The organism is Ruminococcus sp. (assembly GCF_024691275.1).
Lineage (GTDB): Bacteria > Bacillota > Clostridia > Oscillospirales > Ruminococcaceae > Ruminococcus.
The window spans coordinates 1-12715 of sequence record NZ_JAILNU010000077.1 but is presented as its reverse complement, the minus strand read 5'-3'; the positions used below and the strand labels follow the sequence as shown (position 1 = coordinate 12715).

Annotated in this window: 10 protein-coding genes; 2 read left to right on the top strand and 8 right to left on the bottom strand. The window is 45.2% G+C overall.

Going from position 1 to position 12715, the window contains the following annotated elements; all coding sequences use genetic code 11:
* Positions 1 to 2 precede the first annotated feature (2 nt).
* From K6G33_RS09210 to K6G33_RS09195, 4 genes are all read right to left on the bottom strand, one after another.
* Positions 3 to 878, bottom strand: coding sequence for a metallophosphoesterase (locus tag K6G33_RS09210; protein ID WP_296778638.1), 876 nt, complete (start codon positions 876 to 878; stop codon positions 3 to 5).
* Positions 878 to 1771 carry a mechanosensitive ion channel domain-containing protein gene (locus K6G33_RS09205; RefSeq protein ID WP_296778635.1) on the bottom strand — a complete coding sequence of 298 codons (894 nt, stop codon included), beginning with the start codon at positions 1769 to 1771 and terminating at the stop codon, positions 878 to 880. The genes K6G33_RS09210 and K6G33_RS09205 overlap by 1 nt, the downstream gene beginning before the upstream one ends.
* A gap of 162 nt (positions 1772 to 1933) precedes the next feature.
* Positions 1934 to 3469: a nucleoside-diphosphate sugar epimerase/dehydratase gene (locus K6G33_RS09200; protein WP_296778632.1), complete on the bottom strand. Its 1536-nt coding sequence runs from the start codon at positions 3467 to 3469 to the stop codon at positions 1934 to 1936.
* 42 nt (positions 3470 to 3511) lie between these two features.
* The gene (locus tag K6G33_RS09195; protein WP_296778629.1) at positions 3512 to 4099 is read right to left on the bottom strand and encodes a GTPase; all 588 of its coding nucleotides are present in this window, start codon (positions 4097 to 4099) and stop codon (positions 3512 to 3514) included.
* Between the two features lie 287 nt (positions 4100 to 4386).
* Here K6G33_RS09195 and K6G33_RS09190 point away from each other — a divergent pair, with 287 nt between their 5' ends.
* Positions 4387 to 7089, top strand: a complete 2703-nt coding sequence (locus K6G33_RS09190; protein ID WP_296778626.1) for a glycoside hydrolase family 9 protein — start codon at positions 4387 to 4389, stop codon at positions 7087 to 7089.
* A 135-nt stretch (positions 7090 to 7224) separates the two neighbouring features.
* Positions 7225 to 7923 (top strand): hypothetical protein, encoded by a 699-nt coding sequence (locus K6G33_RS09185; protein ID WP_296778623.1) that lies wholly within the window; start codon positions 7225 to 7227, stop codon positions 7921 to 7923.
* Positions 7924 to 7974: 51 nt separating this feature from the next.
* On the opposite strand, the gene K6G33_RS09180 is transcribed toward K6G33_RS09185, so the two are convergent.
* The 4 genes from K6G33_RS09180 to K6G33_RS09165 form a co-directional block, all read right to left on the bottom strand.
* A complete protein-coding gene (locus K6G33_RS09180; RefSeq protein ID WP_296778621.1) occupies positions 7975 to 8766 on the bottom strand; it encodes an NUDIX domain-containing protein in 792 nt (263 codons plus the stop codon).
* A 203-nt stretch (positions 8767 to 8969) separates the two neighbouring features.
* Positions 8970 to 10217, bottom strand: coding sequence for an HlyD family efflux transporter periplasmic adaptor subunit (locus tag K6G33_RS09175; RefSeq protein ID WP_296778619.1), 1248 nt, complete (start codon positions 10215 to 10217; stop codon positions 8970 to 8972).
* Positions 10210 to 12339, bottom strand: coding sequence for a type I secretion system permease/ATPase (locus K6G33_RS09170; RefSeq protein ID WP_296778616.1), 2130 nt, complete (start codon positions 12337 to 12339; stop codon positions 10210 to 10212). Before K6G33_RS09170 ends, K6G33_RS09175 begins: the two co-directional genes overlap by 8 nt.
* Positions 12340 to 12411: 72 nt before the next feature.
* Positions 12412 to 12715: hypothetical protein (locus K6G33_RS09165; protein ID WP_296778615.1), on the bottom strand; the 304-nt coding region annotated here is incomplete at its 5' end.

The following is a 12715-nucleotide window of genomic DNA, read 5'->3' as shown; positions in this document are numbered from 1 at the left end:
TTTCACCCCTTTGGTTTTACTTCCATTATGACAACTTCAGGACGGTTGCAGAAACGAACAGGATACGGATAACTTCCGATACCTGATGTTACGAACATCTTTCCCCTGTCGTAGTCAAAAAGACCTTTGTCATATATTTCAAGCTCCGAATCCAGAAGCTTTGGAAGCCATGTACTTGTTTCGGAATGATATATCGGACCAAAAAATGGTAAACGAGCCATTTCTCCGTGAGTGTCTCCGCAAAGAGTCAGATCAGCTCCGAATGCGGAAAACTTATCATAGTTGGGTATATGTGCCAGAAGAATATTGTAGCAGCCGTCGACCAGCTGGAACTCAGAGTTCAGGTCGAAGGTATCGCTGTAGAAAACGTTGTCAATGCCCATGATATGGAGATCATTTCCTCTGACATTTATGACCTGATCCTTATAATTCATGACATTTACCCCTGCTTTTTCAAGCTCGGAAATGTATCTCTGATCGGTATCATGCTCGCCTGTTACCGCATATACAGGATAACCTGCGGAAATGATATCAGCGGCAAGCTCGATAGGCTTGCTCATGATCTCCCATTTGCTGTCGCTCGTATACATATCTCCCAGCATGAAAACTATGTCAGGGTGAGCCTCTCTGATCGCGTTCGATATGGTCTTATTGCTTATGCCATACCTTGTTGCATGAAGATCGCTGATTATCGCAAATTTCAGCGTCGACTTCACTTTAGCGGTTTTTATTTCAACATGAGTTTCTTTCAGAGCAAAGTTGTTGAACCACCACAATACAACTATAAGCAGCAGCCATAACAGAAACGACAGGTTATGCTCCTTTTTTGGTTTCTTTGGTTTTGCACCTTCCGGTGCTTTCTGATTATTCTCTGCCATCAGTTATTTTCCTTTACATGAACGTCGAGCTGTGGGAATGGTATCTCGATATCGTTCTCGTCAAATGCGGCTTTTACAGCCTCGGTCATATTGTACTTTTCAGTAAGGAAATCCCCATTGTTGACCCACACCAGAACATCTACCGTCACTGAACTGCTGTTATGCGAACTCATGCGCACTGTCGGTGCAGGGTCTTTCAATATGAGTTTTTCCTCTTTGATTATACCGAGTATCACATCTCTTGCCTTGTCAAAATCAGAGCTGTAGCTTATATCGAAGCTCATATCTATACGTCTTGTAGGAGTTTCGGTATAATTGATTATCTTTGCATCAGTGACCTTGCCGTTGGGGATAAATACCGTCTTGTTGTCAAAGGTCATCATCTTTGTATAGAATATACCTATGTCGCGGACAGTTCCCACAGAACCGTCTATCTCGATAGTATCGCCCGCTGTGAATGGTTTAGTGAAAAGTAAGATGAATCCGCCGCTCAGGTTTGACAGACAGTTTTGCAGTGCAAGGCTAATAGCAAGTCCTGCTGCGCCGAGTATGGTGATTATGGACGACATTGGCACATTAAGTACGGATAAAGCCATGACAACGACTGTAATGTACAGTATTATCTTTATAAGCGACACCAGAAAGCTTTTGGCTGAACCGTTGACATTGGATCTTGATACAGCCTTGCCGACTATTTTGGCTATCAGCTTTGATATGAGTATGCCTATTATAAGAATGACAAGCGCTACCACTATCATTGGCAGAGCCTTTTTAAGGTATCCCATAGCATCGGTGAACAGTCCCGAAGTCTTTGCCACCGACTCATGTATGGATTCCATCACCTCGTTGGTACCGGCTTCTGTAAGTTCCTCAAGCTTATATATATTTATCAAAGTATCATCTCCATAAAATATGGTAAGATCATGCCTTTTCAACTTACCATAGTACAAAATGTATACATAATTATTATAACAGATTTCACTAAAAACGTCAATATTTAATTCAGAATATGTAAAAAAACTGCACCGCAGCATCTGCCGCAGTGCAGTTATATGTTATTTTTTATCGGAACTGCCGCATATGGTCTGGAGTTCCTTGTTATTATACTCCTCAGGAGTAATAAAGGTCGGCACCATTTCGTGAAGAGCTCTTATGGCAACAGCTTCGTTATTAAGCTGTGCCGCATCACGGAGATTTTTCAGGTGTTCAGCAAAACACTCCTCCTCAATATCTATCTGCTTACCGATAAATATGAGCTTATTGGAGGTTTTTTGCAGTCCCTCCTCCATCATCAGGAGTTCCTCTTTTATCTTCTCACCCGGTCTGAGTCCCGTAAAGACAATAGGCACATCTTTATAAGGCACTTTTCCGTACATACGTATGAGGTTCTCTGCAAGAGTGACTATTTTGACAGGCTGTCCCATATCAAGTACGAAGATCTCGCCGCCCTTTGCTATAGCAGCTGCCTCCATAACGAGGCTTACCGCTTCAGGAATAGTCATGAAGTACCTTATAATGTCCTCATGAGTAACGGTAACAGGCTTTCCCTGCTCTATCTGCTTCTTGAAAAGCGGTATTACCGAACCGTTTGAGCCGAGCACGTTTCCGAAACGTGTGGTAACGAACTCGGTCCTGCCTTCATGCTGCTGTGAGAGGTACTGCACGATCATTTCGCAGCAGCGCTTTGATGCTCCCATAGCATTTGTGGGGTTGACTGCTTTATCTGTTGATATCATCACAAACTTCTCGACATCATGGAACTGTGCAAGTGATGCCACATTGAATGTACCGATGACGTTGTTCTTGATAGCTTCCATAGGAGAAACTTCCATAAGAGGTACGTGCTTATGAGCAGCTGCATGAAAGACGATCTGCGGCTTATACTTCTCGAATATCTGATTCATTCTGAAATAATCGCGCACAGACGCTATAAGGGTAACGAGGTCGAGCTCATCGCCGTAATCCATTATGAGCTCCTGCTGTATCTCATATGCGTTATTCTCATAAATATCGACTATTATGACTTTTTTAGGCTTGTACTTTGCTATCTGGCGAACCAGCTCCGAGCCTATAGAGCCGCCTCCGCCTGTGACCATACACACTTTGCCGCTTATAAACTCGCGGATATCCTTATTGTCAAACTTAATAGGATCGCGTCCGAGCAGCTCCTCGACCTTGATATCACGCACCTGACCGAGCAGCGTCGATGAATCATTAAGTATAAGATTTCCTATAAACGGCACTATCTTCAGCGGCAGCTTTGTATCATTGCAGATATCTATGAGCTGCTTTCTCTTTTCGCCTGTCAATGATGGGATAGCGAGTATCAGCTGTTCGATATCATATTCCTTTATGAATTTCGGGATCTCCTCAGGTGTTCCGACTATCTTTACGCCAAGGACATCAGTTCCGAGCTTTTCAGGTGCATTGTCGATAATACACAGCGGATTGAACTGTGCAGATATCTTATCACCCGTATAAGGTGATTTCTGCGCGTTGAAAATCTCTCTCAGCAGCATTTTGCAAGCTGATCCACCGCCTATTATCATGGTCCTTTTTGCACTTTCGCTGAATTTTACTTCTGCTTCCACAATAAACCTCCCAAGTTCCCGCATCTGTATGCAGGAAATATATCAATCTTCTGTAATATCCGAAATATATTTTTTTATCTCTGAAAAGCACTGTTCAGTTGTACCGCTGTTATCAAATCTGTGCGTTATTCCTGCTTCTTTCAGCTTTTCTTCGGAAAAATCAATACTGTCTGCGACAAAACGTCTGCAAAGCTCAAGATATTTAGGCTTTGACTGCCCCTTTTCACGTTCCACTGCACGTAAGAATCTTGTATCATCATCTACTTCAATATAAAGCGGCACGACTGTACCGTTTTCATAATAGCTTCGTACCTTAACATAAGATTCAAGTGTACCTATGCCTATACAATTGCCATCGCCGAGCAAAATACTGTCTGCGGCTGTAAAATACGTCCACTTGCCGTAAACAGTATCGTAGGTACGGTACTCAATGACTTTTCCCTGATCCTTCATACGCAGAAAACCCGCTTCGTCAACAAAATGGTACTCTTTCCCTTCATGCTCATTATCACGTATAGGACGTGTTGTATAAAGCACTGCGGGTATCAGTCCAAGCTCCTCAACGATACGTCTGTACAAGGTATCCTTACCCGACGAGCTCTTACCGATAAGATAAAATAAATGATTCATATCAAAGCTCCGCATATAAGTAATATTTCGCAGATTACTCCACTCCAAATTATTATATCACACCCAATTCAAGAAATCAAGTATTAAAATTCGATTGACACGCGCTTTTGCGTTGTTTCGGGATAAATAGTCTAAATTTACTAAATAAGCTGATAGCCTCCCGATTTTATGAGCAAATTGCCGTTTTAAAAGTACAATTTGTAAATTTTCTATTTTGCTGCTTTACATAAAAGTAAAAAAGTATTAAAGTATTAAATGGAAAATTTGAAAAAATGGAGGTCTTTTGCATGAGAAAAAAAGATAAACTCATATGCAGAGCACTTGCTGCTGCGGCATCTGCCGTCATTGCATCAGCTTCAGTTCTTCCCGCAGGAACTCAGCTTGCTACGATGAACGCCAATGCAGGACAGCAGCTCGGACAGACAGATTTTGAAGACGGTGTTGGTCTCCCGTGGCACATTGTAGAGTCAGCACCCGGAGAAATGAATTTCAGTATCGACAAGGGCTGTTATACCGTCGAGATAGTCAACCCGGGCGGAGCTTCTCGCGGCGGTGAGGATCGCTGGGACTGTCAGTTCAGGCACAGAGGTCTGAAGATCGTTTCGGGTCACAAGTACAAGGTATCATACGAGATCACTCCCTCCGAGAGCGGTAAGTATTACACTAAAATAGGCAACCTCGACGGAGATGTGGAGATATGGCATAATATGATGGCTGACAACGGCCCTGACTTCAACTCGACATGGGATTGTATCCAGATAGGCAAGGACGAGACCAAAAAAGTTGAAGTAACATTCACGGCAAACCAGTCCCTCGACGTGGCAGAATGGGCATTCCACCTCGGCGGCGACGGTCAGTACACCAACGGCGACTGCTTCCCCGCAGGAACCAGGATCAAATTCGACAATATGTCGCTTATCGACCTTACAAGCGACGACAACGACTTTAAAGCTCCCGACGAGTGGGAACGTGCAGGCATACTCACAAATCAGGTAGGCTACTTCACAAAAAGAGCTAAACGCGCTACCCTGCTCAGTGACTCCTCCAAGCCTGTAGCCTTTGAGGTCAAAGACGAATCAGGCAAGACTGTTTTCGAGGGCGAGAGCACTCCCTTCGGACTTGACAAGGACTCCGATGACGAGGTACACGTTATCGACTTCACAGAACTTGACAAGGAAGGCACCTTCCATATCGAAGCCGCGAACGGTTCGGAGAGCCGCGAATTCACCATCGGCGGTTCTTCAACATATTCAAGCCTTCTTTACGATTCCCTGAACTACTTCTACCAGAACCGCAGCGGGATCGAGATCGAAAGCGACTTTATCTCATCAGGTGATACAGATACCCTCGCCCGTGCCGCAGGTCACCCAAAGGATATGGCTGAGATAGAACAGACATGGGGCTATTCCGGAAGCAGCGGTTCTATCGACGTTACAGGCGGCTGGTACGATGCAGGAGATCACGGCAAGTACGTGGTAAACGGCGGCTTCTCACTCTGGCTCATGCAGAACCAGTACGAAACAGCTGTAAAGTACGGCTTTGAGAAGGCATATGCCGACGGTACGATGCTCATTCCCGAAAATAACAACGGTATCCCCGATCTTCTCGACGAAACACGCTGGGAAATGGAATGGATGCTGAAAATGATAGTCGATAAGGGCGAATACAAGGACATGGCTTATCATAAAGCCCATGACGAGAAATGGACAGCTCTCGGCATCGCTCCCGCCGACGACGATATGAAGCGTATCGTTAAGCCTCCGACGACAGCGGCTACTCTCAACCTTGCAGCCTGCGCTGCTCAGGCAGCACGACTCTGGAAGGATATCGACAGCGATTTCGCAGACGAGTGTCTTGAAGCTGCCGAAAATGCTTACGCTGCTGCTAAAAAGCACCCCGCAATGTTCGCACCTCTCGACGAATCTGTTGGCGGCGGAGCTTACGGCGATACAGATGTTGATGATGAATTCTGCTGGGCTGCCATCGAGCTTTTCATCACTACAGGAGATGAGGCCTACTACGACGAAGTAACTGAAAACAAGTTCTTCCTTGATGTACCTACCACCCTCGGCGGCGGTGAAAGCGTTGACACTGTGGGAAGCTTCGACTGGGGCAATACAAGCTCTCTTGCAACTCTCAGCGCAGCTCTCAACCCTGAAAAATTCGACAAGGGCGATGTTGAGATCGTCAGGGAAGCTATCATTGCTGCTTCTGACCGTTATCTCGATATAGAAGCCAATCAGGGCTACGGACTCCCTTACGGTCAGAGCACCCTCAGCTACAACGACAGCGATGAAGGCTATATATGGGGTTCAAACTCTTTCGTTACCGATAACTCTATCGTTATGGCTTACGCATACCTCCTCACAGAAGACGATCGTTACCTCGACGGCGCTCTTGGCGGTATGGACTACATACTCGGCAGAAATGCCATGGACTACTCTTATGTTACAGGATACGGTTCTCATGCTATAGAACACCCTCACCACCGCTTCTGGGCTAATCAGATCGACAACTCTTTCCCATGTGCTCCCGACGGAGTTATGTGCGGCGGCCCTAACTCAGGTATGCAGGATCCATGGGTACAGGGTTCGGGCTGGAAGAAAGGCGCGATCCCTCCGCAGAAATGCTATCTCGACAATATAGAGGCATGGTCGGTAAACGAATGTACCATAAACTGGAACGCTTCACTTGCATGGCTCGCTGCATTCACAGCACAGGAAAGCTCCGCCGAAGGTATCGAGATCTCTCACCACAGCAACGGCAAAAAGCCATCTGATGACGAGAAGGAAACTACCACAAAAAAATCAAAGAACAAGTCCGACAGCACTACTGTAAAGGCTGAAAAGGTCAAAAAAGACGACTCCGATAAGGACGAAAGCAGCTCAGACGGCACATTGAAGGTCGCTCTCATAGCAGCAGCTTCTGTTATCGGACTTATCTCCCTCGAACTCTTCATCTACAAAATGGCTAAGCTGAAAAAGAAGTGATAACCGAAAGTTCCCTGCCTAACCGCAGGGAACTTTTCACATTATTATCACATAAACAGATATTCTTGGGCTTGACTTTTTTCAACATTAGTAGTATAATATTATCATCTATCATAACAGGAGTGTGTTTATTTAATGAGTAAAGGAAATGGCTTTTTCAGTAACCTGAAAAAATCAACCAAGATAACCCTCGTTTCATGCGGCTGCTTTATCGCAATGACGGCGCTTATCTTATTTTTCTTCGTGATGTTCCCGATAACTCCTTCCGAAAAGATCATTTCGAGTATCGGTCGTGAGAGCATTTCCAAAAAGGAACCTAACGTGACCGCAACTTCTACCACGACCAATGTTACCACATCAGTCAAGACGACTACAGTAACTAAAAAAGCACCTACAACTACAACTCGTCCGAAAATTACCGAAGACGATCGTACTATAACTTCAGGTCCAGGCTTCTACAAGGGACAGAAAATTCCTTCTGGAGGCTATCCGAACGAAAATTATTATTACAGCCCCACAACTTCTACTATAGCTGACGGCAGCTATTCAGGCGGAGGTTACTCAGGCGGCGGCTCGACCGGCGGATACACCGGCGGTGGTACTACAGGCGGATATACAGGCGGCGGTTCTACAGGCGGCGGCACAACAGGCGGCGGTGAGACTGTTGCTCCTGTTGACAACGGCGGTTCTACAGGCGGCGAGACTGTTGCTCCTGTTGATAATGGCGGTTCTACAGGCGGCGGTGAGACTGTTGCTCCTGTTGACAACGGCGGTTCTACAGGCGGCGGTGAGACTGCTGCTCCTGTCAGCGGCGGCGGAGCTGCTTCAGAATAAAAATACATACAAAACAAAGGCTTCCGAAATTCGGAAGCCTTTTTATTATCATCAGAAAACTGCTTTTTTAATCATATCCATCTCTTCGCGTGAAATGCAGTTCGGGATATCCTCGTATTTCATTATGGAAATAAGCTCGTCGATCTCTGCCCAGCATACCTCTGACACCTCTGAGGACTGCAAGGTAAGATCCTCTATATTTATGTTCTCACGGCATATATAGACCGCCACGAGCTCATTATCGTGAATATCGCCCTTTGTGTATTCCGAGCGCTTCAAGCCTATGAATTCGAGCTGACTGCGGTCAATGTCCAGACCAAGCTCCTCACGAACTTCTTTCAGAGCAGTATGTCTGAACTCCTCCCCCTGAGAAACGTGACCTGCTGCCGATACGTCGTAGCAGTCAGGATTGATCTCCTTTTCATGCGCTCTCTTCTGAAGCAGCACGAATACTCCCATGTCGCGGCGCTTTATCATCCATATATGCACCGTAGGGTGAAGCTCTCCGTCACGATGAACAAGTGTACGCGGCTTACTTTCAGCTGTGATCCTTGCTTTGTCGTCTATGAGGTTCAGGAACTCATCAACTATAAATTCGACCCTGATATCCTTGTTTTCTTCGGCTGCTTCTGTGAAAACAGCCTTTATATCGTCAATAGTCTCATTGCTGATATCCTCATTGGAAATATATAATTTATATGATGCAGGCGAACCTTTTTCGGCAACAGCTCCTGCAAGCGTGAATCTATCTGTAACATCGGGGACATTAAGTTTTTTTGCGGTCTCAGCGTAAAGTCTTTCTTCTGTAGAAAGCTTGCTGAGAAAAATTTCAACATCTTCCATAGTTTTCTCCATATCTCTCATTTTTCCCTAAAACGTTTGCTTTTTTACGGCGCTATACATTATATACCTACAGCAGGTAAAAGTCAAGGGCTTTTACAAAATTCAGCAATAATTACAAACTTCTTATTTCTTGCTGTTTTCAACAGACAAAAACAGCGCCCATTTGAACATGGACGCTGAATAGCAAATATATGATCGTTTTATTATTTCTCCTTCATGCTGCCGCCGAAGCCCTTGACGATAGGATCGAGGAAGTAACGCATGATGGAGCGCTTTCCTACCTTGACTTCGACTGCTCCGGTAAGACCCGACATGACATTTATCTTCGGGTTGGAGTTCTCAACGTCAAGTTTCACAAGGTAAACGCTGCCCATTTTTTCTGTGTTGAAGGAGCTTGGACTTATGTACTTCACCTTGCCCTTGACCGTTCCGTACTTATTGTACGGGTATGCTTCGAGCTTTATCTCTGCGTCCATACCTGTCTTGATATCAGCAATATCCATGTTCTTGACATAGCATACCATTTCAACAGGAGTATCCGCAGGAACTATAGTCACTACCTGCTGTGCGGAGGTAACTGTTTCTCCCACATTGTTTACTGCGATATTGTTGATGTAGCCGTTTATCGGCGCTACTATCTTCTGATTTTCTATGGAAAGACGATACTTTTCCAGATCAGCACCTATCTGACTGAGTTTTCCGTTTATCTCGGAAAGATTTGAGTTCACCTGCTCACTGTAGGTTATCTGCGCCTTCAGCACATTTGTCTCAGCCTGTATGAACTCATTCTCCGTCTGTTTTACCACAAGCTTCTGAGCGTCGTATTCAGCCTGAGAGATATTCTCGTTGGTATTGTACTCCTCAAGCTTTATATTGGCGATATCTCTGTTGAGACCCGCATTCTCCTTTGCACTTTCCAAAGTGCTCAGATTATTGCGATAAGCCTTATCGTTGTCGATTATTGAGAGTATATACGGCTGAAGATTAACGTCGTATTTTGATATATCCACCTGAGTAAGATCCTCATTATTTCTTATCATGGTATATATCTTTTTCTGAGCTTCAAGGACCTCCTTCTGGTTGTTCAGGGTATCCGCGTCGATATCAAGGCTCTGAGTATCAAGCTCGATGAGGACATCTCCCGCCTTGACATAAGCACCTTCCTCCACGTTTATGGACTTGATAGTACCGCTTGCGTAGGAATTGAGCGAGCTGATATTGCCCACAGGCTGTATCGTACCGCTTGATGTTACAACTATATCCGTTTTTGACAGACAAGCCCATATTACAGCTGCTATAAGAAGTGTGAATATGCCGAGGATAATCACTGTTCCCGCTGCATGAGCAGGACGCTCGATTATTTCAAGCATGGAAGGCATAAAGTCATATTTCAGTTCCTTGTCATGCTTTCGGCTGTGCTTCAATGCATATTTCCTCTGCTCATTATCCATCGACCTCACCCCTTTGCTGCTGATTATAGAGATAAGCATAAAGACCGTTAAGTGCCATAAGCTTTTCATGGGTATCGTACTCAACAAGGTCACCCTTGTCTATGACCATTATCTTCTGCGCGTCCTTCAGTGTTGAAAGTCTGTGCGCGATGATTATAACGGTTCTGTTGCGGCATATCTCCTTCAGGTTGTTCTGGATAATGCTCTCGGACTCATAGTCCAGAGCGGAGGTAGCCTCGTCAAAAATGAGTATTCTTGGGTCATTGAGGATAGCTCTTGCGATGGCAACTCTCTGCTTCTGACCGCCTGAAAGTCCCATACCCTTTTCACCGATAACGGTATCGTAGCCGTTTGGAAGCTCTAAGATAAAGTCGTGAGCGCCTGCGATTTTAGCACACTTGATTATCTGCTCCATTGTTGCAGTCGGGCAGTGGATAGCGATATTCTCGGCAACTGTGCCGTTGAACATGAAGTTCTCCTGCAATACCACGCCTATCTGCTTTCTCAGCATAGCGGGGTTCACGAGAGATATGTCCATTCCGTCAACGGATATCTTACCTGCTTCGGGAATATAGAGTCGCTGTATCAGTTTGGAAATAGTGCTCTTGCCCGAGCCGCTTCGACCTACGACTCCGACCACTGTTCCCGGCTCTATCTCGAAGCTCATACCCTTGATGACCTCGCCGCCCTGTGGATTATAGCGGAAATGTACCTTGTCGAACATGATCTTTCCCTGTAATCTCGGGAGCGATGTAAGGTTCGTATTGAGCACAGGCTCGGGAGCTGTATTGAAGATATCTCCGATACGCTTTACGGAAAGTGAAGCCTGCTGGTATTCCTGCCAGAGCTGTACCAGTCTGAGGACAGGTCCGCTTACTCGTCCTGAGAGCATACGGAACGCAACGAGCTGTCCCACGGTAAAGTTACCGTCCATAACAGCCTTTGCTCCGAAGAAGAGTATGAGCAGATCGAACACCTTCTGTATAAACTGACCTGTTGTACCTGCTGTAGCCGATACCATTGAAGTCTTGTAGCTTGCCTTGACGTAATCTGCCTGCAAGTCTCCCCATTTCTTCTCGAACTTTGGCTCAAGAGCATATGACTTTACAGTCTGGACACCTGTTATTGATTCAACGAGGAAAGACTGGGTATTAGCTCCTGTCTCGAACTTCTCGTCAAGACGCTTCTTGAACAGAGGAGTTACAATAGCCGAAAGTATTGCGTAAACAGGTATCGAGCATATAACGATGACCGTGAGCATCTTGCTGTACATGAACAGCACCACGATGTACACGATAATGAATATCAGGTCTATCATTGAGCTCAGCGGCGTTCCCGTAAGGAAGTTTCTTATGCTGTCAAGCTCACGTACTCTCGCAACTGTTTCGCCGACACGTCTTGATTCGAAGTATTTCAGCGGCAGAGCGAACAGATGCTTGAACAGCTTGTAGCTGAGCATTACGTCGATACGGTTGGTGGTGTGGGTGAAAACGTAGTTTTTTGCCAGACCAAGGATAAGCTCGTATATGTAAACTATCGCAATACCTATGGTGAGTACATTAAGTGTGGATATACTTCGGTGTACGAGCACCTTGTCTACTACGACCTGTGTCATTACAGGAGTGAGGATACCCAATATCTGCACGGTAAATACCGCGATGAGCACCTGTATGAACTCCTTCTTAAACTTCAGTATCGTCGGAATGAACCACTTGAAGCTGAATATAGCTTCTCTGTCGAGTATTCCCTTTTTGTTTATGATAATAGCCGTGCCATCCCATAGTTTTATAAGCTCCTCACGGGTCACGACCTCAGGAGCGGTCTTGTCCGTATGGAGTATCATGAATTTTTCTTCCTGAGATTTAGCAACTATAAAGAACTCTCCGTCCTTGCCTCTTGCAATTATCGGTGAGATAACGTCCTTTAGCTTTCTAACCTTGAGGCTGCACAGCTTTGCTTTCATTTTCAAGGCTTTGGCAGATTGAATTATCTCTACCTCCCCAGTCTTGCGGTCAGGATCGAGAACTGCCAGATTTTCTGCTTGTTCCTTAGTTATCGGTATACCGTGGAACTTCATAACTATCATAAAACAGGACAGTCCGCTGTCTTGTTTCTTTGTCATATTCAAACCTCCGATTTACACAAAAAATGTGCAGCAGCATATGCCGCTGCACACATTTTTTGCGCAATAAACTTACTGCATAGATGAATTGATAAGAAGCTGGTCGAGTGCAGATGTATCTGCTGTGATATCGCCGATATTGATACCGTCGGATATCTGACTGTCATTGCTGAATGCTGACATATTCTCGGCAAGGATCATTGCCTGGATATTTGTCATATCTGCGATCTCGTCACTCTCATCGCCTACACTTGCACTTTCTGTTACGTCTGCGATTACTGTATTGTCATTTGTGAATTCTCCGCTGAATGCATCTTCTGAATACATATCGCTGAGATATTCTGTAAGAGTCTGTTCAACTGTTTCTGCCTCAGCC